The 22089-nt window shown below is 33.5% G+C and carries 23 protein-coding genes; 11 read left to right on the top strand and 12 right to left on the bottom strand.

Annotated features, from left to right (window positions below):
• The first annotated feature begins 141 nt into the window (after positions 1-141).
• The 3 genes from V7O61_RS02490 (at position 142) to V7O61_RS02480 (ending at position 3645) form a co-directional block, all read left to right on the top strand.
• Positions 142-1671: a PIN domain-containing protein gene (locus V7O61_RS02490; protein WP_407282848.1), complete on the top strand. Its 1530-nt coding sequence runs from the start codon at positions 142-144 to the stop codon at positions 1669-1671.
• The gene (locus V7O61_RS02485) at positions 1649-2083 is read left to right on the top strand and encodes a hypothetical protein (RefSeq protein ID WP_407282849.1); all 435 of its coding nucleotides are present in this window, start codon (positions 1649-1651) and stop codon (positions 2081-2083) included. The genes V7O61_RS02490 and V7O61_RS02485 overlap by 23 nt, the downstream gene beginning before the upstream one ends.
• Positions 2084-3522: 1439 nt before the next feature.
• Entirely contained in the window at positions 3523-3645 is a 123-nt protein-coding gene (locus tag V7O61_RS02480) for a transposase (protein ID WP_407282850.1), read from the top strand.
• A gap of 87 nt (positions 3646-3732) precedes the next feature.
• Here the strand turns inward: V7O61_RS02480 and V7O61_RS02475 are convergent, their stop codons facing one another.
• The 3 genes from V7O61_RS02475 to V7O61_RS02465 all read right to left on the bottom strand — a co-directional run bounded on the left by V7O61_RS02475 (position 3733) and on the right by V7O61_RS02465 (position 4874).
• Complete coding sequence (locus tag V7O61_RS02475; RefSeq protein WP_407282851.1) at positions 3733-3954, bottom strand: hypothetical protein; 222 nt, start codon at positions 3952-3954, stop codon at positions 3733-3735.
• A 158-nt stretch (positions 3955-4112) separates the two neighbouring features.
• Positions 4113-4520, bottom strand: a complete 408-nt coding sequence (locus V7O61_RS02470) for a hypothetical protein (RefSeq protein WP_407282852.1) — start codon at positions 4518-4520, stop codon at positions 4113-4115.
• Between the two features lie 66 nt (positions 4521-4586).
• Positions 4587-4874 (bottom strand): hypothetical protein, encoded by a 288-nt coding sequence (locus tag V7O61_RS02465; RefSeq protein WP_407282853.1) that lies wholly within the window; start codon positions 4872-4874, stop codon positions 4587-4589.
• Positions 4875-5513: 639 nt separating this feature from the next.
• On the opposite strand from V7O61_RS02465, the gene V7O61_RS02460 reads away from it, so the two are divergent.
• A complete protein-coding gene (locus tag V7O61_RS02460) occupies positions 5514-6431 on the top strand; it encodes an IS5 family transposase (protein ID WP_407282854.1) in 918 nt (305 codons plus the stop codon).
• 166 nt (positions 6432-6597) lie between these two features.
• On the opposite strand, the gene V7O61_RS02455 is transcribed toward V7O61_RS02460, so the two are convergent.
• The 4 genes from V7O61_RS02455 to V7O61_RS02440 form a co-directional block, all read right to left on the bottom strand.
• On the bottom strand, positions 6598-7407 hold the full coding sequence (locus V7O61_RS02455; RefSeq protein WP_407282855.1) for a YkgJ family cysteine cluster protein: 810 nt from the start codon (positions 7405-7407) through the stop codon (positions 6598-6600).
• A 311-nt stretch (positions 7408-7718) separates the two neighbouring features.
• The gene (locus V7O61_RS02450) at positions 7719-8057 is read right to left on the bottom strand and encodes a hypothetical protein (protein ID WP_407282856.1); all 339 of its coding nucleotides are present in this window, start codon (positions 8055-8057) and stop codon (positions 7719-7721) included.
• A 968-nt stretch (positions 8058-9025) separates the two neighbouring features.
• Entirely contained in the window at positions 9026-9628 is a 603-nt protein-coding gene (locus V7O61_RS02445) for a hypothetical protein (protein ID WP_407282857.1), read from the bottom strand.
• A gap of 911 nt (positions 9629-10539) precedes the next feature.
• Positions 10540-10716, bottom strand: a complete 177-nt coding sequence (locus tag V7O61_RS02440; RefSeq protein WP_407282858.1) for a hypothetical protein — start codon at positions 10714-10716, stop codon at positions 10540-10542.
• Positions 10717-11213: 497 nt separating this feature from the next.
• On the opposite strand from V7O61_RS02440, the gene V7O61_RS02435 reads away from it, so the two are divergent.
• Genes V7O61_RS02435 through V7O61_RS02425 form a run of 3 tightly spaced genes read left to right on the top strand, consistent with a single transcriptional unit; the run spans position 11214 to position 15036 of the window.
• The gene (locus V7O61_RS02435; RefSeq protein ID WP_407282859.1) at positions 11214-12836 is read left to right on the top strand and encodes an AAA family ATPase; all 1623 of its coding nucleotides are present in this window, start codon (positions 11214-11216) and stop codon (positions 12834-12836) included.
• Positions 12817-14292, top strand: coding sequence for a VWA domain-containing protein (locus V7O61_RS02430; RefSeq protein ID WP_407282860.1), 1476 nt, complete (start codon positions 12817-12819; stop codon positions 14290-14292). The genes V7O61_RS02435 and V7O61_RS02430 overlap by 20 nt, the downstream gene beginning before the upstream one ends.
• A 51-nt stretch (positions 14293-14343) precedes the next feature.
• On the top strand, positions 14344-15036 hold the full coding sequence (locus V7O61_RS02425; protein ID WP_407282861.1) for a ribonuclease III domain-containing protein: 693 nt from the start codon (positions 14344-14346) through the stop codon (positions 15034-15036).
• A gap of 26 nt (positions 15037-15062) precedes the next feature.
• Here the strand turns inward: V7O61_RS02425 and V7O61_RS02420 are convergent, their stop codons facing one another.
• From V7O61_RS02420 to V7O61_RS02405, 4 genes are all read right to left on the bottom strand, one after another.
• Positions 15063-15554 (bottom strand): hypothetical protein, encoded by a 492-nt coding sequence (locus tag V7O61_RS02420; RefSeq protein ID WP_407282862.1) that lies wholly within the window; start codon positions 15552-15554, stop codon positions 15063-15065.
• A gap of 381 nt (positions 15555-15935) precedes the next feature.
• On the bottom strand, positions 15936-17240 hold the full coding sequence (locus V7O61_RS02415) for a type II restriction enzyme (RefSeq protein WP_407282863.1): 1305 nt from the start codon (positions 17238-17240) through the stop codon (positions 15936-15938).
• A gap of 6 nt (positions 17241-17246) precedes the next feature.
• Positions 17247-18176, bottom strand: coding sequence for a DNA adenine methylase (locus V7O61_RS02410; protein WP_407282864.1), 930 nt, complete (start codon positions 18174-18176; stop codon positions 17247-17249).
• A complete protein-coding gene (locus V7O61_RS02405) occupies positions 18173-18688 on the bottom strand; it encodes a hypothetical protein (RefSeq protein ID WP_407282865.1) in 516 nt (171 codons plus the stop codon). Before V7O61_RS02405 ends, V7O61_RS02410 begins: the two co-directional genes overlap by 4 nt.
• Positions 18689-18872: 184 nt before the next feature.
• On the opposite strand from V7O61_RS02405, the gene V7O61_RS02400 reads away from it, so the two are divergent.
• A complete protein-coding gene (locus V7O61_RS02400; RefSeq protein ID WP_023844647.1) occupies positions 18873-19055 on the top strand; it encodes a hypothetical protein in 183 nt (60 codons plus the stop codon).
• Positions 19056-19067: 12 nt separating this feature from the next.
• Here the strand turns inward: V7O61_RS02400 and V7O61_RS02395 are convergent, their stop codons facing one another.
• Positions 19068-19847: a DNA-3-methyladenine glycosylase I gene (locus tag V7O61_RS02395; RefSeq protein WP_407282866.1), complete on the bottom strand. Its 780-nt coding sequence runs from the start codon at positions 19845-19847 to the stop codon at positions 19068-19070.
• Between the two features lie 164 nt (positions 19848-20011).
• Here V7O61_RS02395 and V7O61_RS02390 point away from each other — a divergent pair, with 164 nt between their 5' ends.
• The 3 genes from V7O61_RS02390 to V7O61_RS02380 are packed head-to-tail and all read left to right on the top strand — an operon-like array spanning position 20012 to position 22061.
• Positions 20012-20434 carry a hypothetical protein gene (locus V7O61_RS02390; RefSeq protein WP_407282867.1) on the top strand — a complete coding sequence of 141 codons (423 nt, stop codon included), beginning with the start codon at positions 20012-20014 and terminating at the stop codon, positions 20432-20434.
• Between the two features lie 16 nt (positions 20435-20450).
• Positions 20451-21677 carry a hypothetical protein gene (locus V7O61_RS02385; protein WP_407282868.1) on the top strand — a complete coding sequence of 409 codons (1227 nt, stop codon included), beginning with the start codon at positions 20451-20453 and terminating at the stop codon, positions 21675-21677.
• 42 nt (positions 21678-21719) lie between these two features.
• Entirely contained in the window at positions 21720-22061 is a 342-nt protein-coding gene (locus tag V7O61_RS02380) for a DUF3795 domain-containing protein (protein ID WP_407282869.1), read from the top strand.
• Positions 22062-22089 lie beyond the last annotated feature (28 nt).

The raw sequence follows: 22089 nt of genomic DNA, 5'->3' as shown, positions 1-22089 counted from the left end.
CCAAAAATGATGGGGGCCTTAATTGAATAATGAAAACAAACACATAATAAACAATTTTTTCTGATAAATAGTTATCTTCTTATTATCTAAAGAAATAGTTTAAAATAGATTTACATTTATATAGGGAACCGTATGCGAATCTTGATTGACACTAATATTTTTGTCTATAGAGAAGATTATAAAAAACTGACAATAGATTTGCAAAAGATGCTTTGTATCCTGAATAAGCTACATGCAGAATTAATGATACATCCGAGGTCGATTGAAGATATAGAAAGAGATAATGATGAAGAAAGAAAGTCAATCATCTTGTCAAAAATAAAATCCTATCCGTTTCTTGAGTCTGCTCCTGAAATAAAAAATGATTCTTGTTTTATTGAAATTATAGGGAGTCCAGCAAAAATAAATGACGACATTGATAACTCGATATTATATGCTCTTTATAAGAATAGTGTTGACTTCCTGATAACAAACGATAAAGGAATCCACAAAAAAGCAAAAAAACTGGGCATCAATAGTCATGTTTTAGATGTAAAGAGTGCATATGAGCTTTTTAAAAAAGAACTGGCGATTGAATATCCAATTATCCTCCCAGCACTAAAAAATGAGCAGGTTTTCAATTTGGACATCACTGATCCTTTTTTTGATTCGTTGAAAAAAGAATATAGTGGGTTTGAAGATTGGTTTATCAAAATATCACGGAGTGGTAGGAAATGCTACGTTCATTATGAAGAAAAAGATAAAATAGGAGCTCTTTTAATTTATAAAATCGAAGATGAAACTTTGGATTCAACACCCGTTATGCCTAAAAAAAAGAGGCTTAAGCTATCAACTTTTAAAGTTTCTCATGTTGGTAATAAAATCGGGGAGCTTTTCATAAAACTTGCTGTCAATTATGCCAGAAGCAATAATTTAAATGAGCTTTATCTTACTCATCATATTGACGGTAATATCGATTACTTAGTAGAATTAATAAAGAATTTCGGATTCGAGAAGAAAGCTACATTAAATTCTACGGGAGAAGCAATCTTCATCAAGAAGCTAGAAGTTTCTGATGAATCAATAAGTCATCTTAATCCAATTGAAATTTCAAAAACATTTTATCCTACTTTTTATGATGGGGAGAATGTCAATAAATTTATTATTCCTATTAGGCCAAAATGGCATGAGAAATTATTTACAGATTATAATCGAACAAGAGTTGGAAACGAACCAAAAAAGGGACGTTTGACAACCCTGAACGAATTTGCTGGACAATTCGTTATTGAAGGAAATACAATCAAAAAATCCTACATTTGCCATTCAACCTCAAAAAAAATAACCGCTGGAGATATATTACTTTTTTATAGATCAGGTGATGAAAAAGCAATTACATCTTTGGGAGTTGTTGAAAATATATACCAAGGGCATCAGTCACCCGATGAAATTGCTCAGTTGGTAGGGAAAATATCTGTATATTCTGATTCCGAAATTGAAAAACTCTCACATAAGTCGACTTTAGTTATTTTATTCAGATTCCATTTTCACCTTCCTGATCAATTGAACTATGTCAAATTGAAAGAATGGGAAGTACTGAAAGGACCCCCTCAACGCTTAATGAAAATTTCACACGACAAGTATCTTATAGTAAAAGAGCAAGGCAGGATAGATGAACGTTTTACTATCGATTAAACCAAATTTTGTTGACAAGATAATCAGTGGAGAAAAAAAGTATGAATTTAGGAAAACTGAATTTAAAAAACGCGATGGTTTAAATCGAATATACATATATTCAACTTCCCCTATCAAGAAGATAATTGGCTCGTTCAAAATAGGAGATATAATCTCAGGAACTCCAGAATCAATATGGAAAGAATGTCGAGATTTTGCAGGGATTAGTAAAGCCGATTTTTTTGATTATTTTAAAAATAACGATAAAGCGATTGCAATTTCAATTGAAGATTTGCAGATATTTGAAACTCCAATCAATCCTTTTAACGAATTTGAGAACTTTAAAGCACCTCAGTCATTTTGTTATATTAAAGAAGATTTATGGAATTTCCCATCAAGTAAAAATAGTATGAAGTTAAGCCGTTTTTCTTAAGTCCAAAATCCCCTTTATTCTGTAGAACTTTATAGAAAAACTACTTTTATTTTGACCTAATGATGATCGTGTATCATTGAACTAATGATTTAGAGATAAGAGTTCATTCACAAGTATGTGTGAATATGGCAGCAAAATCAATACAAAAGAGTTATGATTTAAGTTCAGATCTCTGGCAGTTTTGATTTCAAACTTCCTTGAAAAGTAAAATATTTTTGTGGTGGATTTTATCTCAACGACTTATTCTTGTATTCAGATTTTTCCCCTCGCTTGTTTGCAGGCATGCGAACTAATTTTGTTGCCATTAAAATTTGAATACTTCTTGGAACTTTATGATAAGTATTGACTCATTTGCTTGAATCTGGAATAATTCTTTTTGAGAGATTGTTTCCTCCCCAGAAAGATCAATTAACAAGGAGTTCAATGAACACGGGGAAAGATAAAAAAAGAGTTTTTGACAAAAAATTGCTGCTTAATATTGCTGATACATCGCAAGATAGCGATTCTAAAATAAATATGTCCAAAATCGAGTGAACAAAATCTCCATTTTAGCAACAAAAATCGACAACTTTGCAAAGTTGTTTGTAATGATGTGTTTCTCATATTTTTTTTCTACTTCACCCGTATGGTACAAGTCAGAAGTCACGTATTCTAATACTGTCTTGACCGATTGAGTGAACAAAAATATAGCTCTTAATAGCGATTTTCTATGTAGTTTCCAAATATATTATATATACCTTTCGGCACATTGTAAACTTTTTAGTGTCACATACAAGGATATCATAGCATATAAATATTACATTTAATACCACAATATGTAAATGAATCAAAAACCCTAATATGCTTGAATTCTCGATATTTCTTACAACATACAAAAATAGCAATCATATATTATTATAAAATTAACTTATTACAATATTATTTGGTGAATGTTGGTTGGAATTAAATGCACATTTCAAATTATACCCATAAGAAATGCTTGCATCTTATTGAGAATGCTTGAAAAGTCTGTATCCAAATTAATTGAAAACTTATTAGATATTACTGAAAAGTAATGTTATAAAAGATCTCATTTTTACTGTTTATTCCTATCAAATTATAGAGTGAATAAGTTATCATTTTTCATTAAAAAGTACTTTCATTTATGAGGGTAGATTTCAATTTAACACTTAATGAGAAGAATGTCTATAGTAAAGCCCATTTCAAAAGCTCTCTTATCAGACTTGTGGCTAGTTTCAACAATAATATCTCATCAATTCTCTATGAAATAACAATTTTCTAGATGCTAAACACAAGTTAATACTTGAACCCATGTCATGTAACATCATACAACTTATATCCAAAATATGATCCCTAAATTTGAACAAGCATTTAATGTAATCCTATGCAAATTTACCCGCAGAATCCTGAAGTAATCATATTTTATTATGAGGATATTAATGGAATTCAGAGAACTCTCTGATAAGCAATGGAAGTTTATTCAGCTGCATTTACCACCACAACCAGTAAGTGAAAGAAAGAGAGCTGATGACCGTAAGGTCATCAAGGAAGTCTTCTGTTAAACAAAAAAAAGATTAGTTATGTTTTATTATTTTTGATGGATTTATCTTATAGTTCCACATACAAGTTCGATGCAACATTTATCATTCTTATGCATCATTAACAGTAGACATTTGATCAACACAATATCCTGCAAGCTGAATTATGGTGCAAGCTACTGCTTTTTCCCATCCAGTGGCATTCACTGCATCAGAATCGATTACTTCTTTATATTTGTCATATATGTCTTTAGCTTTACTTTTTGTTTCTTCATTTATTGAATGTGTATTCATTACAATCCCTTTTAATTCAGAATAAGATAAACCAAGCATTCTTGAATTGTATATTTGTCCAAGCTCTGATTTCTATTACTATTTAGTAAGTTATTTACAAAGCCATAAAAACAATAATTCAGTAGGTAACAGTTGGTTTACTTTGACCAAGAGTTGTTGTATACTCTTGGCTTCTTTTACATTCTTTCACTATTTTTCTATGGTTGCAATTTTTCTGGATCGTTATGGAGAACTGCAGTCCACCACCATCTACTCAAGTCCATTAGTTCTTTGCTGAACTGTCCTGAAAGACGATATTCACCCTTTTTATGCGTAATCAGACCTGCACCCAGTAATTTATTGCGCATACCATAGAATGAGGCACGTTCAACATTGAATTCCTCGAGAAGATATTCCCATTCAGTTGTCCTTATTGGATTTCCACTCGTTTGCCTCTCTTCTATCATAATCAAGAATTTTTGTGCTCTTACAGCATTTGTTTCGTCCTTGAAAAGCCGTCTCATTAGATGATAGAATGGGTCTCTTGAACGGCTGATACGAGCCTGGGGGTCGGAACGTATTTTAATCGTTGTAGATGTTCTTGGTGCATCCTTTACCAATGTCATTATTACATACCTTCTGTAAGTTTTCCATATCTTCTATGTATCTTTCTTTACTTGTAAGCCTCAAAACTAACAAGCAGCCCCTATGACTCCGCATGTATTGAAATCCAGTACAATTCGATCCACAAAATCCATATTGATAGCACCGCTAGTGGTAAGGACACCGCAGCAACTTTCATGACCTTTGAAACAAATCTGAATGTCAGAATCGAGCAAGTCAAGACGTATGTTAGTGCATTCAAAAGAGCAAATAACATCAAGTCTGGCTTGATTGCTTGCATAAAGAAAAGCGTGTCTACGCCAGAAATTTATTTTTAAGACTTTTTCCATAGTATTTATGTCTGTAAGTGTTCTCATAGGCATCACATTTATTTTTGACCGCTATACGATCTTTATTTGCGTATTCAAATGATAAATGACGTCATTATCAATATTCGATTCGTATAATGATATTTATATTAGTATACTAAAATGTACATTCAAAGCATGATAGCAAGGGCTGTGAAAAAAATATGACCCAGAAGAGCGTTTTTTGCCATTCAGATGAAATGCTTTGAATGGCATAGTTGGAATATGTCAGAATGGCATCATAATTGGATCAGATTGCTGATAATTTAAGGATTACATACACCTATATGTGCATTTAATAATCTATGCAGATTTATGGATTATATCTGATAATGTTAGCACTTCGGCTTAAATAACGATTTTTTAATCATATGAGAGAAATAATGCAATTTGTGGTCCAATTGTGCCATATTTCACGGCTTTTGTATGGAGAGCGAGTAAGTTTGCGGCAACATGATAGTTTGCTTATACGAGGATTGAGGAGTATATAATATGACATTGATAGCAAGTTTTTCAATTGCACACTGAAAGTGATATACGGGCTCTGTAGAAAACCTACTTCGGATTTTATTTTAGCATACTAATTTAAAAATAATAAATCCCCTGAGTATTACTTACCACAGAAAACACATAGGGGATGATTGTGTTTTGTCTAATAAGTACTTAAAGTTTGTTGATACAGCGTTAGCTGTATCAGGAAACTCACACCTCCAGATATATAGCTGTAAATATTCTAAAAGAAAATACACTCAGCATCAGCTCTTGACATTGGTTTTGTTGAAAGAGTATCTTGATGAAGATTATCGGGATATCGTAGAAATTGTAGAATTAATGGATAAAGTTAAAGAGAGAATTGGACTAAAACAGATTCCACATTTTACTACTCTCCACAAATTCATTACAAGACTAAAATCTATCTACTTCAGTGGACTATTGCACCAAACACTAAAGCTGTTCTATTCCCATGGAGAACAAATAGAGATCACTGCTATTGATTCAAGCGGATTTACTAGTGGACATTGTAGCTATTATTATTCCTGGAGGACGGGAAAGAAGCGAAGATCTTTCCTGAAAACAAGTATCTCTGTTGATACTGGAAAGTTCATAATTACTGGATTCAGGATATCAGGTAAACCAGTTCATGATGCAAAGCATGCAATGGCATTGCTGCGGCAATGCCATAAAACTCGTAGATCAAAGTACTATGTGATGGATAAAGGATACGATTCTGAAAATATACATTCACTAACAAGAGAACAACTTGAATCCATAGCCATGATTCCTTTGAGACAAAGAAAGAGGAAGAGAATAAAAGGAGGGTACCGCAGAAAAATGGTATGGGAATTTGATAAAGATTTGTATCATAACAGAAATCTGGTTGAAACAATGTTCTCTGTCCTGAAAAGGAAATATGGTGAGGAAATAAGGGCAAAAAAGTATTGGAATCAACTGAAAGAAGTAAAATTCAAACTATTAGTGCATAACCTTGACAGATATGTCATGGTTATACTTATTGTCAAAATAAGGATTTCTACAGAGCCGATATACGATATAAATCAAATTTGATGATAATTATTAAAGCACACTTCGTATCACATAGCCATCATTAGATAAATTAATTACCTCATGATATGGATTATTTGTAAAATTGATAGCATGCTCATACTTTATCTATTTTGGACAGCGCAAAGTGTATGCACTCACGACAATGAAATACATGTTTACCTTCCACTCATTCGCTACTTCCATTGCATTGAATTAGTTTTAATTCAATTTCTGAAATCTCTGTTTCTTTAATTGGTTTATCGCCATTTTCTTGTATAAAATTGAGCAATATTTCGCGTTGGAGTGATTTGACTTCAGGAGAGAGATTTTGGAGATATTTTACCCATTCAGTTAAGGTTTGCATGGGCTTATCAATGATTAACGCAGTTGAAAACATTTTGTAAATGTTCTCAGCTTTGATTTCGCGATAAAGATATGTGATTGATTGTAACAAATTTACAATTTCATCTTTGTGTATCAAAATTAGCCAGCATCCATAATCTAAAAGCACATCTTTACTAAGGGGACACATTTTGATTATTAGTTCAATATTATCAGTGTCTTCTAATAGGTCAAAATGAAGAAATTCAAATGGATATCGCTTGCATACAGCAGGCCGATTCGAATAAATGTTGCACTTCCCTGAATTGTTCAAAAGTGGACACGGTGACAATAGTTCTGCATATCTTGAATTGTCTTCTATAAGTCGTGCAATCTCTTTGCCATATAACTTGATGTTAGTCGATTGCATGGATGAGGGATTTATTGACATTTGTTCTATAATGGCTTTAGATGTTGAATCAATTTCACCTATAATTTTGAAGTATTCTTTTTTCTCAAAGGAAATTATACCATCTTTGCGACATATTGCATTGCATTCGGGAGGACAGACATAGTGTTGTAGAATTTCATTTGCTTTGTCTGAGATATAATCATATGCCTTTAAATTATTTTTAATTTGATGCATCATGTGCCTTCGATTACTATGAATTGTCATTGAGTTGCTCCTGAATTATGTTGCACTTTCAAAGCAAAAAAATCCTAATAAATAGAGATTATTTGGAATTTTTCAAAGAACCTTGATAACATCTTGGAAATCTTCAATGATGCAGTCATATAATCCATATCTGTTCAGAATAGCGATAATTTGCTTAGGGTTTGATCGATGCATAAAAGATACGAAAGGAGTATGATCACGCATAGACACTTGAACATAATGATGCCCTGATATCGTACGATATAAGCCCCAGTCATTAGTTGAATATATTTCCTCACAGTTTTCCAATTTAATATGATCCCCTATCATCATCATTCCTCTTTTTCAGAGTGTTTAAACATGTTCTGAAGTACAGCAGGGGCTAGTTCAGGATGTCCAACCTCCAACAAATAATCATATACACTTCTATCATCCGCAAAAATCTCTACTGTACCCCAGGCTAGCCACCTATCCTTCTTTTCAATAGCTGACTTGCGATCAGATGTAAAAAGTTTGACATATAGATCAGAATCAGGAAAATAATATATTCTGGTATAAATCTCATAAGATGGTTCTTTAAACTCAGCTCGAAACACTGCATTTAAAAAGTTGAGCAGGTAAAAATCAGATTCTGATATCCCTAACTTTGAGTTGTGACATATGGCCATCATTGTTGACACCATTCCATTGATGTATGACTTCGTTGCGACATATTTTTAGCTGTACTGGCATACATTATAAACTTTACTAAAGTCTACAATTCCTATCATATAATATTTTGTAAAAAAAATTAAATAGGAGGACACATATTATAAAAATATTGTTATATGAAATCATATAGGATTTATGTACTTTGAGAATAATATAATTTGTCAAAAATAAGGACAGATTAATTATAACAGATTATTATAGGGTTTGCAAAATGCAAATCAAAAACAATAAAAAATCTATTTAACATCTAAACATAGAGTACTAACTCTATTCAAATTTTGGAAATTGTAAATGGACAAGAGTCAATTATTGATTGTTATGTTTCAGCTTATACTGACGAATTTTCCAAATTGGAAAAAAATAAATGATTTATATAGTGCTGTAAATTTATGCCATCATATAGAGTGACTGACTATGTGCTTATACACAATTAACGAACTGTTTATATACGGATATATAACTGCCATATTATTCAAGTAGTGTAATATAATTTTTTGCAGAACCAAAGGCATTGTAAATGTAATATAATATAGAAAAAATACGGACCGATTAATATAACAGATTAATTATGGACTTGAGGAATGCAATTTAAGAATCATAAGAGAATCTATTTGACAACTAAACATAGAGTTTTAACTCTATACATATTTTAGAAATTATGAATGGACAAGAGTCAATTGTTGATTGTTATGTTTCAGCCTATACTGATGTATTTTCCAAACTGAGCAAAAAACATTGATAGAAAATATTTATACAGACCCGCAAATTGAAGTCGCCGCATGGAACATTATACATCAATATGTCATTACAATACTAATATCACCTCCTCTCAAAAGGGACAACTGTCGTATTCATCTACTTTTATTGCATTTATCTATATATATTTGAAAGATAGAAAATATTGAAATGTAATGTTCTTGCAAATAACTCAACCTTCGAATTCGAGATAAAGGTCAATAGCTTCTTTCACTTCAATTAATTCATCATAAGGCATCATTTCTATGATATAACCTGTTTTTTTCAGTGGTGACTCGTCCCTGCTACAATGGGCAACACGATGTCCATTCTTCTGACTATGCTTGTGCCATTCCTGGCAGTGTGGACAAAAAAACATCATTCCACCTTCGAAATCAATTCTTGGAATACATTTGAATGTTGGAATTTTGATTACTTCTTCCCCATTCAGTATTATATTACCAATATGCTTTGCATGGTTTTCACAGACATTGATTGATATGAAAAGGTTATTTATCTCAATCATACCTACTCTGGTTATTGGCTTCTCACAACTTTCTTCTGCACAAACCCCATCAAAATATGGATGCTGACACATACTGGTGACAAGTGTGTTTTCAACTTCATCTGCATGTTTTTTACAAAAAGAAATGAATAGATTTGTCCCATTTACCTTAACAAGAGCATCATGTGTGCCCCATCCATTGCAATTAACCACAGAACATATACCATCATTGATTGAATCCTTATCCTTTATGTGTTTGAAAGTAATGTTTTGTTTGATCATTTCATTCATAATATCTACTCCTGGCATTTCACACAATCCTATTTTCAGATAATGATATTTCTTCTAGCAAGAGATATAACAAAAAGGCAAGTGATGTGAAACTAATAAAAAAACAATTTCTGCTTGTTGGGAGAAATGCACTTCAGTATAGGAGACGATTGAAAATGTAAAAGAGATGTTGTATTTCATATCAACCAGTTGATAAGATTACTACAGAGAATATTCTAACAAGAATGATTGTCAACACAAAGTATTTAATGTCCAAGCCCATACAACAAATTAGCAATACGACACTATCATTTCCTTTGTGTTATTCTGTTTGATTGCTTTAGTGCAGTGGAACTGCTCGATAGTTCATATTCCGAAGGTCATGCATGTTCTTCGGGATGTAATCGAACCTGTACAATGGAAAGTACCTAAAGGTTTATTCAATTTTGCACACTGGTAAATTTATCCTTTGCATCATGCTATTTTCATGAATTGTATGAGAAATTGGGATTGTGGGAAAGAAAAATAGAGCGGTCGTCTGGAAGACTAATCACCCACACGATGTAAAGAGAAACGATAAAATTAATCAATTTGTGGCTTTATATTGCAGGTCGAAATCCCTTCCACAGATTTAATATTGTCTTCTGCTATCAGGTAGTTGTTGAGATCTACAATATAGGGACTAACTCGCAGAGTTTCACTTATTTGGAGGAAATTGTGGAAGAGATGGTTTCAACCTGAATCTTTACTGAATGGATTTCTATGTAATGTTTGGCAATTACAAATCCAGGTCCTGTTCTACCATGAGTAGGGTTTGAGAATCAACTTGCTTGCTTAACTGGTTCAAAAATAATTTTTGTTCTTCAAAGGAATTCCATTACTATTGTCGATACAGAAATTAGCACTTCCAAAAATAATAAATTAAAAAAAAATTAATTGACAAATTTAAATGTCTTTTCGATACATTTTTTAAAACTTTCTACTTCTTCCTCTTTAATTGAATTGTCGAGTGATAGAACATCACCATTGTTCATGTGAACTTTTATTTGCTTTCCTTTTCTGATTGTTCCATTCTCCGAAATATATGAAATGTTTTCCAATACTACCATTTGACCCATTGATGTAACAAATATATTCATTTTTTAACCTTTTAATAAAATATTTTCTATAGTTATTATATATAATATATTCATATTATTATAAGTGATTTGCTCAATATTGAGATCCATGCAGATAAAACAGGTACTAACCAGGGATTTAAATCTCGTGCCCAATCTGCAGCTGATAAATCTAGAAAATAACTTTGTAGGGGGTGCATATGCATCCCTCCTTTTTAATTTCATAGAAGAAATTGCTAGAAAATTGACTTGCATATTTCAGTTTAATGTGAGAATGCAGATTACAGCAAAAACAATAATTTTTGAATCTACCAATTAACTTTTATATGTATTTTTATATTACAGTATTATTAACTTATTTATGTACATAAATATAATTATAAGAAAGTTCACAAATTGTTGCCAGCATTGTGAATGATTCTGGTAACGTAATTTTGCTATTATAATAAACTGTCAAGCAAAATAAAACATAAGGGGCGAAATCATTTATGACTGGTCAACAAGCAAATATTTCTATGAAAAAGAGAGTTACAGATCTAATTGAGATTTGTTCTGACGGATTATATGAACGAGAGGAAATCGTTGCTATCTCCCTTCTATCTACTCTTTCTGGACAATCCATTTTTTTGTATGGATTGCCAGGAACTGCCAAAAGTTTGATTGCACGGCGTTTATCTAAGGTGTTTAAGGATGCAACTCATTTTGAATATCTCATGCAAAGGTTTAGCACGCCTGAAGATGTTTTTGGACCAGTAAGTATTCAAGAGTTAAAACAGGATAATTACATTAGAAAAACAGAAGGTTACTTACCTACTGCAGATTTTGCATTTCTTGATGAGATATGGAAAAGCAGCCCTGCTATTCTAAACACACTTTTAACTATTATTAATGAGAGGATTTTTCGTAACAACGGAAAAGATGAAAAAGTTCCACTAAAAGCATTGGTTGCTGCAAGCAATGAAACACCACCACCAAATCAAGGCTTGGAAGCCCTTTATGACCGTTTTGTAATGCGAATAATAGTAAACCCCATGCAAGAACGAGAAAATTTTGAAAAACTTTTTGATGGTGGCTCAGTCTCATTCGATATTGATATTCCAGATAATTTGCAGTTTTCTCATGATGAATGGGAACAGCTTACTAGCGAAATCGAGAAAGTGAAAACCTCAAAAGAAGTATTTTCCATTGTTAATTCAATAAGAGTTTCCCTTGAAGAATTCAACAAAAATAATCCAGATATTTCAGTTTATGTTTCTGATCGTAGGTGGCAGAAAATTGCACTTGTTTTGAAGGCATCTGCATTCTTATGTGATCGTAAAGAAGTAATTCCTGTAGATACACTGATATTAAGGCACTGTTTGTGGACACTTGAAGAAAATAGACAGGCAATTCATGAAATTATTGAGAAATGCATTAAAGAGTGCGGTTGTGCTAATACTGAGAAATTGAATAACTGGGAAGTAAATTATAAAGATATTGAAAATGGTGTTTCTGATACGTTCTTTTATACAGAGGATATTTATGATACCGAAGAAATTGCTGGCAAACATTGTTTCCCTATAACTTCCCCACAAATTAAAAAAAATAGAAACTCTTACAATGGGGAGACAATTTGTGTCCGTTTTTATCTACCAAAAGAATATTTGGATACAACACAATCATTTAGTCCTTTGGATGAAGAGGGGAACATTGAAACTCGTATTAAATGTAATTTTAATGGCACAAAGTCATGTGAAATAACAGTTGACAAAAAGATGATTGATTATGGATGGTATTCAGGCTATACCAGCGATTCGTTTGTCAAATGGTTTGATGCAAATCCTTCAATTAAAATTAAGAAAGGGACCCAAAAGAATGTAGATTCAAGGATTAAAGTCACTTTTGTCAAAGCCTGTGAAGATTCATTGGATTCTATCAAGAAAATCATCAATGATACCAAATCTTATGTGGGTGCCCAAAGAAAACTGAATGAAACACCATTTGTACCATCAGAAAACAGAGAACTGGTACTGGATGCATTCAACTCTTTTCTTAAAGAACTGGAAAATCACAAATTGAACGCTGAGCATTTGTTGGAAAAGGTGCAATCTCATGCAGTCTCCAAAAAATGAAATTGCCAAAACGAAAGACTTGGCAGATGCTCTTTATTCTGAGAACTTTCCTGGGTTAGATGATGAGGAATTTGAAAATGAATATAGCAGAAAAATTAGTGAATGGGAGAAATCAACTCTTTCTTATTTAAATGGTACAAACCCCTTTGAAGAGCATAGGTCGAAGTTAGTCCATGCAAAATGGGATTTCAAGGCACACGGTAGTTCTAAAAAAGCAATTTTCAATGATTTAGAAGATTATAAACTACTCCAATCATCTGTTGATGTTAGGTTTTGGAAAGGAAAAACTTTAGAGGCTACTAAAAAAAAAGGGGCAGATAAAAAAGATACCACTGAAGAGGATTTAAATGCCATTCGTAGAAACGAACAAGAAGCATGGGAGAAAGAGTACGATAAGCAACTACTTGAATGGCAACTTCAGGAAATCCAAATCCTGCGAAATAAATTACTAAAAGAGTTAGAAGACTGGTTCGAAATTATTAATCAAATGAAAGAGGTATTTGATGAACTGGGAATTGAAACAGGAGTTCTTTGGGATTTAAGTGCTGGAAAATTAAGTGCACAAGACATCTCTTTTTTGAAGCAATGGGCAGAATATCTGAAAAGTGATGAAAATGTCCGTGAGTTATGCGAATTGATGGGAAGGTTAAGGAAAGAGCAACAATCTCATCGCACAGATGTTATTAATTCAACTGTTCAATATTGTGTCACGGAACCAGATATTCATTCTAATGAAGAGATCATTGGTATTGAGCTCGGAAGAGATTTGGAAAATGTCATACCGCAGGAATTATCCCTTTTAAGTGATCCCGATGTTGCATTGCTTTTTGATTTAAAGTATGTTGAAAACAGATTGATGTGTTTTTCAAAACAGGGATACAAATCAGAGATGTATGATAAAAATATTGAGAAGACCGTAACCGTTGCCGACGATGATAAAATGGGACCAATTGTTGTCTGCGTTGATACAAGTGGATCAATGTCAGGAGCACCAGAGAATATTGCTAAAGCATTAACACTTAGTTTATCATCTCAAGCATTTTCTCAAAAGAGAAATTGCTACTTGATCAATTTTAGCACTTCAATAGATACCCTTGATCTGACCCCTCCAAAAGGAATTCTTGATCTTATCGATTTCCTCAAAATGAGTTTTCATGGAGGTACCGATGTGGCACCCGCTTTGTACGAAGGAATAAGAATGATGGCGGGAGAGGATTACAAAAAAGCCGATTTATTGGTTATTTCAGATTTTGTACTCAATGGTTTATCCCCTGAAATCGTTTCTCTATGCCAAAAACAAAAACATGAGGATAATCGTTTTTTTGCTTTGTCTATTGGCAGCTTTGGGACACAACGTGTTGATGAAGGCATTTTCAACCAAAATTGGACATATGACCCTCACAGTGGAACCATTTCAGAAATTAACAACGTAATTGAATGGATTACTAGGAAATAGTATTATTCAAAAGGAGTTACACATGACTCATTTTTTTAATGAGATGATAAAATGACCAGTAAAATGATGAATGAATCTTACTCTAAATTAAGATGGAACGTACAAGGATTATTCGACAATTTTTCAGTTATTAGAAATGAGTTGGAAGGGCAGCTTGAATCTCTACCAGATAATAACATACGCAAGCGAAAAAAGTTGCTGAAATTAATTTCCCAAATCAAAGAAATGGAGGAAACCATCCAGAATCTAAAAAACAATAAAATCACTGAGATAGAAGAAAATCTGGATCACAAATTCACCGAACCAAACCTTATAGTTTTAGCATTTTTTCAACCAGAAACTAAAACACTCTTTACCCAACTAAAGAACCACCAATTTCCGAAAGAGAAAGAATTTGATTTTGATTCCTACTTAAATTTGGATGAAGCTGCAAAGGTACTGGCTTTTATAGGAGATTCTGCAATTGGACTGGCGATGGCTCATATTCTTTGGCAACCCAATATTTCAAGTACAAAGGAATTGACAATAAAACGTTCAGAATTCGTATCTAACAAAAATATGTCGAAACTATGCGATAAATGGAATTTGTTTGACTTTAAACTCGGGTCTACAAAAAATACAAAATCCCCCAACAAGGAAAAAATGGAACATGCAAAAGGAACTATAATTGAAGCACTGTTTGGTGTTCTCTACATTGAGTGTGGTCTAGAGAAAGTAATTTCTTCAGCAGTTCATTTGAAATAATATTCACTCAGAGTATATAAGGAAAATTAAAGCATGGGATTGCTGTCTGATTCGTCTATTGATTTGAAGAAATCTTCCATACTTTGTGAATCTTCAGGTTCAATCTCAAAAACGTTAGTTGGATTTGGTGCAGGATTATTTGCCATCAACAAAAAGTTCGAAGACAAATCCAGTTGATATTTACATTCACTAATAAAGTCTTTGTAATCTGCTGCGTTCTTTTGAATAATATATTCTTCATGTTTTTTAGAGAATATATATATCGATTTAAGAAGAGATACCATTTTCGCATTCAATAAAATTGAAAGATTATATGCATCATAATATTCATTTGTTAATTCTCTCATTTTTTTAATGCATTCGAAATGAGATAAGCTAGAATATTTTAAGAAATTCGTGGATTTAAAATTAGAGAAAGACACTGCATTCTCCTTCAGGATATTTTCTTGTTTTTCAATCTTACGTTTTAAACCCCAAAATTCCTCAGAGTAAAAATTATATTGATCAAGTATATCCATATTCTTTTGTTTTCTGATTTATCAAGTATAAATTTAATGGATATACATAACATGTTGTGATAATTTCACCAATAACATCCCATTAATTACCTATGAAAAGACAACTTGACAAAGGACAGAACATCACGAGATACTCGATGGTGCGGCACTTGCACACAACCAGTGTTCTGCCTCTATCCAATACCCTTATCAAAACCTTTAATAATAATCATACAAGATAAGTTGTAAGTTAAAATCGTTCCTTACAAGGCAGGTAAATAGCATACCTTTAACATGAGGTTGATAGTCCGCCTGAGGCTCCAACTCTTATTTTATTACAGCTATCATTATAAATGACTTGTAAAGTAGTTTTGAATCACTAAAATGTATTAACTCTTTTCACTATTCAAAAGATATGTTTTTGAGCATCCATTTAAACCAGCTTATTACAGTTGATGCTCTTCTATCAGGAGTTGTGCCCGTTAAAGACGTATGTTTCCTTATTACTGATGAAACAAAGGTTTTGTTCAAAACGTCTTCATCAAAATCATCCTGATACAGCTGCATGAATATCTCATTGAAAGTGGCTTTCTTCAGTAACTGCCTCAAAAGAAGATCATTTCTTTCACTCCTTGAACTGGCATTAAGCAGTTTGTTTCCAAATTCAGTCAGATGGGATCTGCCGGCTGAACTTTCTGTTCTTTCGATTAAACCAAGATAAATAGCAGCGTTGCCATAATAATCGGCCTGCCTTTCATGAAAATCAAAATACAATGAAATCGCTTCTTTCGTATTGTAACCATTTTCAATATTAGCAACTACATCAATGACTTTATCCAGATCATCAGCCTGCGGATAAGGTACAAGAACAGGTTCGTCTTCAATTCTCACAGACTTAAGCAGACTGTCGATCCTGACATCCAGGGTTGGCGTGTCATTTACCACAAAACATCTTTTTCTAACTATTGTCGTTTCACCGAATTTTTCACCAAACTTGAATTCAGTCAGGTAGAAAAGTCCGTTTGTGTACAAAAAGAAGATCGGAATTATTTCTTTATCTGATTTAGTTATCCAGTCCCTATATGGGTAGTAAAGTTGTCTGATATGGAAATCATCACGTTTTCCAACTTTTGCCTCTATAAGATAGATTTTATCAAAACTTTCATAGCCCGAATCCACCTCAATCTGAACTCCAGATACATTTACCTGATGATCCTGTTCCGGAAGGATGAAGTCAAAATCAGCAGACCTGTATCTTCCCCTTATTGTAAGAAAGAGATCCTGTTCTCCTGTGAAGTTCTTCAGAAGCGATATCACATACGCATAATCTATTGCCTGTGATTCGCTGAATTCTTTTGATTGTGAAAAGCTATCAAATTTGGAAATATCAATTTGTGTCTGGTATTCCTCAACCGGTAAATCATCAAGTAGTGACTGGAATTTGTAATAACTATATGGTTTTCTATCCCGAAAAATAATGTACTTGCCATTGATTACAGGAAAAATTACGCATTTGTTTCTTTTGAATATTTGAGGGCGGGATTCCATAGTATCATGTTTTGCCATCAACCGGGGTTCCCTTCCACCGATACTTTTCATATCAGCTGCAGTTACGTATGCACATCCGTTTTCATCTAACTGCTTTTCAATTTCAAAGTGGTCGAACACTTTTTGCCATGCAGCGTCATTCAATGAAACAGAAACCATAAAGCCTCAATATTTGTAATTGGTAATTATCAGCTCACTAATAGAACCACGCTTTTGAGCATTGCAATTGATCATCCTTGTTGCAGGAACCCTTTCAATGTTGAAGTTCGGATGTAGTTTCTGTGAATATAGCTCATCAAAGAAATTATCATCCGGATTCTCATTTCGCGGATCTGAATTGCTGAGCATGAGTTTTGCACCTTTTTCATCCAGATTTTTGTACAATTTTGACAGTCGAACCTGATCTTCATCATTAAATGAGTCTTTTGAATAAGAAGTGAAATTGGATGTCTTGTTCAATGGTCTGTAAGGCGGATCAAAATAGACAAAAGTACTGCTGTCAACTACTTTTTTGCAGTTCTCAAAATCACCAAGATGGATGACCACATTTTGCAATGCCTCAGAAACTGATAACAGGTTCTCAGAATCTGCAATTTTTGGATTCTTATATCTTCCGAAAGGAACGTTGAAGCCACCTTTGGAATTTACCCTGAATAGTCCATTGTAGCATGTTCTATTCAAAAAGATTATCAGAGATGCTCTTTCAATCCAGTTATCACTGTAATTTTCAAAATCAATTTCAGGTCTTTTGTTGTTGAATTTTTCCCTGATTGCGTAAAAAAATTCCTTCCTTTTTTCATCATCTAGTTGCAGGTAATCCTGCTGCATCTGTTGCAGCAGAGAAATCAGCTCATTGGGATTTGTCTGCACAACCCTGTATGCAAGTACTAATTCTTCATTTGCGTCAAAAATATGACATTCATCAAAACTGAATTTTCCAATGACATGGAATAATACTGCTCCGCCACCGACAAATGGTTCTACATATTTTTTAATGGTTCCTGAATGTAATTCAGGCGGGAAACGCTTTTCAAATTCAGGGAGCAACTGCTTTTTTCCACCGGCCCATTTTAAAAAAGGTTTTGCGTTATTCATGATATCGTTAATACCTGGATTCCATCTACTTCTTTCTGCATTACTTCTTTTGGTACCAGCCTGCCAATTGTATGATAAGCTATAATTCCACTGATGCGAGTGCTGGTTGCAATCTCCTTAAATCGATCCATGTTAGTTATAAACCATTCTCTTGAAGCAGGCATCGGTAAAATATGTAACTCTTTAATATTGAAAAAATAATAATATACATAATTAGCTTCGGTATACATGAAACATCCGGGAGTATCTTTTTTGTTGTTGCTTATTGTCTCAAGAAAATAGTTTCCTGTCTTTTCCTGATAATCGGCTTTAACCTCGATTAGTGTTTCATGATAGCCTGAATCGTCCTCCCTGAGCCAGATTAGATCGACATCCTGTGACCTGTATTTATCCTCATCTTCCACATTAATGACACGCATTGTTTCAGGTAATTGATTCAAATATTCCTCTATATCTGCAGTTCCTGCCTTGCCCCTTGAATCAGTATCAACCATTTCGTATTCGCGCACCATATGAAGAAAATTAAGTTATTCACATTTACATATTACTATTTTTGAGTGTATACCACTAGAAAAACCATGATTCCAACTTTTAGAGAATAAACACATAAGTAAAGTGAGACATTTTAAGAAGAACAGCGTTTTTCAGAAAAATGAAACACAACAAAAATAAGGTTTAAAATGCAGGTGCTTGTCATTGGATGTTAAAGAGATTATTCTGGTAATTGTAGTTATTTTGGCTGCTTTTGCCCTGACAAAAGCAATTCTTAATTTCATGGGAGCTTTTTTCCATCTGGCATTCAGCTTTGTGTATCTTCTTGTTGTGTTTGTAGTTATTGTTTTAGGGATTATGGCTGTGGTGAAGTTGTTGTTCGATTAAAATATCATCACTTTATCTACTGTAATTGCAAAAATCTCTGATTCCGCATATATTGCATTTTGGATTTTTACCTAGACATATTCCGCCATCTTTCAAACCAAAATAATCATCATTTCCCATTTGCCCATAAGTCACTAAAATAATATCAATATATCTTATAGGATGACCAGTTTCCTGACTGAACTTCCTTCCATGAATAACGGTTTTCAATAATTGATCTTCACTCTCAATCAAACCTATTCTTTTGAAAATCCTTGTAATTACCCGATCAGGTTTCAAAACAGGAAGTCCAATATCAGTCATGAAATGGTATGATGTTATATCACCCAAAAACGAAAAAGTATACTGCAATTCCTCTTTGAACAACATCAAATTCTCAAAAGACTGTTCAGTTTTGAAAGTATCTATGTACTTTTTGAAAGAATCATGTTTTTCAACTATATTCCTGAATATTTTTGCGTTTTTGATACATGCTGAAATTTTCTTTTCATTCCGTATCATCTGCTCGTCCTGCATTATCTTAATAATCATAGATTCATCGTATTCTGCAACAGATTGAAAATCTGAAAAATAAGATTTAATAGCAGGCATCTTCTTATCAACTGTTTCAGCCTTGAAACCTGAATAAAATATAACTTCGACTAACCTTTCATAATATTGAGAATCTTTTAAATCTTGGTTCTCATATGTTTTGTAATAACCAAAATTATTCTTGAAATCTTCTTCTGATAGAGAACAATAATCTTGTAAGCTAGATTCAACTTTGAAAAATATATCTTTGTAATCAATCACAAAATACCCCAAAAAAGCTATTTAATTAAAATTTAAAAAGCTTGTCTTTTGTGATTTCATAAAAAATAATTCCAGCATCATACATCAATTCTGCAGAAAACCACTATATACTACTGACCACATAATTTCATATAGCTCATTATCTAGTGCTGGGAGGGAAGAAAATGAGTGATATCATTAATTTTCGTCTGGATATGACAAAAGAAGATATGGAATTAGAGCAGGAAGTTTCCAGAGATACAAGCGAATTCAATGTCGAAACTATCAAGCCTATTAGAAGTATTCCGGAACAACCACTGGAAGAAGCACGTTTTGTAGAACCTATAACCGCATTTGTTGGTGCAACTGTCCTTTACCTTGCAAAACGCATGATAGACCATTGGTTTAAAGAAAAAGAACAGGGAGTGATGATGGACCTGAGAGAAGTCCCTCCGCTCGTATCACGCATTGCTGGCATACCAATGGGTTTTCTTGTAATCATCGATAAAAACGGACAGGCCACAACTCACAAAGTTGAATACGATAAAGGCGACGATGAGGCATTGAAATCCATGATGTCCATACTAAATATGGCATTTAACCAATAAGGAGGATTTAAGCTCAATGAGCAATAGTTTTGAATTCCTTAGTGGAACCATCAACATTTCAGCACCTTTACCGGATAGTTTGCAGGAAAAAGGATTAGACTCGTTCTATGAAGACCCAAATAATTCGCAGTGGGGAGATGTCCTCTGCCGTGTGCTATATCATGAATCCATCCATTTCTGGCAATTTCTTTCCTCTGGTTACATTGCCAACTTAATCAGCGAGGAATGGAAAAGATTGAACCATTTTGAACAAATGAACGAGATAATTCCTAAAAGCGATTTTTTAAAAAACTTTAACCAACGCCCGGAAGATAAAATTTTTTCACCTTATGAACTCACTGAATGCTGGGCACGGTACTGGGATGTACATACCCGCAGTCCTGCCAGAATAATAAAGGAAGAAGGAATTGAAATTGACGAATCTGAAAACCAGAATAATAAACTGTATGGCAATTATTCATGGATAGAATATGACACAATAATGCAAAAGGGTGAAGATTCTCACCTCTATGCTCAACCCTACAGATGGCTTCTGGAAAAAGCTTCCGGCAATAGTTATCTTATCGCATTGTTATTTCCTATAATAACCCATGCTTCTTTTGGTAGTCCTGATCCAGTTGGTGTTTTCACCGGTTGTTTTGAACGTGCGGCACAAGAAGAGATATTAAAAGAAATAATGGAACATCGTTCAGGCAATATTAATTTTGACTGGATAAATAGCTGGACATTTGCCTGGAATGAGATCGTTTTACCAACACTTGAAGAGAAAAAACTACCTATTTTTACAAGTGGTTTTGATGTGATACAGCGGGGTGCATTGGAAACTCAACCGATATATCGTGAATATCCGGAAAAAGCACAAATATTATTGAAATTCGTGAGACTGGCAAATGTACTTGATGTACCGGGCGAAGATCAGTTCCCTGATTACTCAATGGAGCATATGGAAAATCATGCAATCACAGAAATGGCTGCGAATAATCCATGGGTTATTTTTGCTCTGCCAGGTCAACCACACTATCGAAATTTGTTAGGTCACTATTTAGCACCCCCAATTATAAACTTCAGGAATTTCACATATTCAAGCAAGAGATTTAGCAACATGTGGGAATCCGAATACAGAACAAATGAATCAGCTGAAACTTTTGAATCAGCATCCATTAAGTTAACAGAAAAAATCAGACGCTTTAGGGCAGCAGAAAAAGCTCATTCACTGGGACTGCCACTAGATGCATTTGAATAAGAGACTGCAAACTATGAATTAAAAACCAGAGCAACATGAAACATGTCAATCAAAGAAATCGGCTGTTGCGGTGCATACTGCAAAACCTGCAAACCATTTAGCACCGGAAACTGCAAAGGATGCAAACCTGGCTATGACACCGGTGAAAGAGATCTCAGCAAGGCCAGATGTAAAATAAAAGTCTGCTGCATCGAGAAAGGTTGTGATAGCTGTGCCGATTGTCCTGAAATTAAAAACTGTTCTGTGCTTAGTGAGTTCTATGGAAAAAACGGGTATAAATATGGAAAATATCGACAGGCAACTGAGTTTATCCGGGAAAAGGGATATGATGAGTTTTTGAAGATTGCTGATAACTGGACCAATGCTTATGGTAAATATAAATAAACCCTGAATACCGGTTGATATTAAATTG

Origin of the sequence: Methanolobus sp. WCC1, from assembly GCF_045690315.1 — an archaeon.
GTDB classification, from domain to species: Archaea; Halobacteriota; Methanosarcinia; order Methanosarcinales; family Methanosarcinaceae; genus Methanolobus; species Methanolobus tindarius.
The sequence above is the reverse complement of the archived record's forward strand: the minus strand, read 5'-3'. Positions and strand labels throughout refer to the sequence as shown.

Coding starts and splice junctions, on each gene's coding strand:
- V7O61_RS02485 (WP_407282849.1), top strand. CDS start 1,649: ATGAACGTTTTACTATCGATTAAACCAAATTTTGTTGACAAGATAATC.
- V7O61_RS02480 (WP_407282850.1), top strand. CDS start 3,523: ATGGAATTCAGAGAACTCTCTGATAAGCAATGGAAGTTTATTCAGCTG.
- V7O61_RS02475 (WP_407282851.1), bottom strand. CDS start 3,954: ATGCTTGGTTTATCTTATTCTGAATTAAAAGGGATTGTAATGAATACA.
- V7O61_RS02470 (WP_407282852.1), bottom strand. CDS start 4,520: ATGACATTGGTAAAGGATGCACCAAGAACATCTACAACGATTAAAATA.
- V7O61_RS02465 (WP_407282853.1), bottom strand. CDS start 4,874: ATGAGAACACTTACAGACATAAATACTATGGAAAAAGTCTTAAAAATA.
- V7O61_RS02455 (WP_407282855.1), bottom strand. CDS start 7,407: ATGACAATTCATAGTAATCGAAGGCACATGATGCATCAAATTAAAAAT.
- V7O61_RS02450 (WP_407282856.1), bottom strand. CDS start 8,057: ATGATGGCCATATGTCACAACTCAAAGTTAGGGATATCAGAATCTGAT.
- V7O61_RS02445 (WP_407282857.1), bottom strand. CDS start 9,628: ATGAATGAAATGATCAAACAAAACATTACTTTCAAACACATAAAGGAT.
- V7O61_RS02440 (WP_407282858.1), bottom strand. CDS start 10,716: ATGGTAGTATTGGAAAACATTTCATATATTTCGGAGAATGGAACAATC.
- V7O61_RS02435 (WP_407282859.1), top strand. CDS start 11,214: ATGACTGGTCAACAAGCAAATATTTCTATGAAAAAGAGAGTTACAGAT.
- V7O61_RS02430 (WP_407282860.1), top strand. CDS start 12,817: ATGCAGTCTCCAAAAAATGAAATTGCCAAAACGAAAGACTTGGCAGAT.
- V7O61_RS02425 (WP_407282861.1), top strand. CDS start 14,344: ATGACCAGTAAAATGATGAATGAATCTTACTCTAAATTAAGATGGAAC.
- V7O61_RS02420 (WP_407282862.1), bottom strand. CDS start 15,554: ATGGATATACTTGATCAATATAATTTTTACTCTGAGGAATTTTGGGGT.
- V7O61_RS02415 (WP_407282863.1), bottom strand. CDS start 17,240: ATGGTTTCTGTTTCATTGAATGACGCTGCATGGCAAAAAGTGTTCGAC.
- V7O61_RS02410 (WP_407282864.1), bottom strand. CDS start 18,176: ATGAATAACGCAAAACCTTTTTTAAAATGGGCCGGTGGAAAAAAGCAG.
- V7O61_RS02405 (WP_407282865.1), bottom strand. CDS start 18,688: ATGGTGCGCGAATACGAAATGGTTGATACTGATTCAAGGGGCAAGGCA.
- V7O61_RS02390 (WP_407282867.1), top strand. CDS start 20,012: ATGAGTGATATCATTAATTTTCGTCTGGATATGACAAAAGAAGATATG.
- V7O61_RS02385 (WP_407282868.1), top strand. CDS start 20,451: ATGAGCAATAGTTTTGAATTCCTTAGTGGAACCATCAACATTTCAGCA.
- V7O61_RS02380 (WP_407282869.1), top strand. CDS start 21,720: ATGTCAATCAAAGAAATCGGCTGTTGCGGTGCATACTGCAAAACCTGC.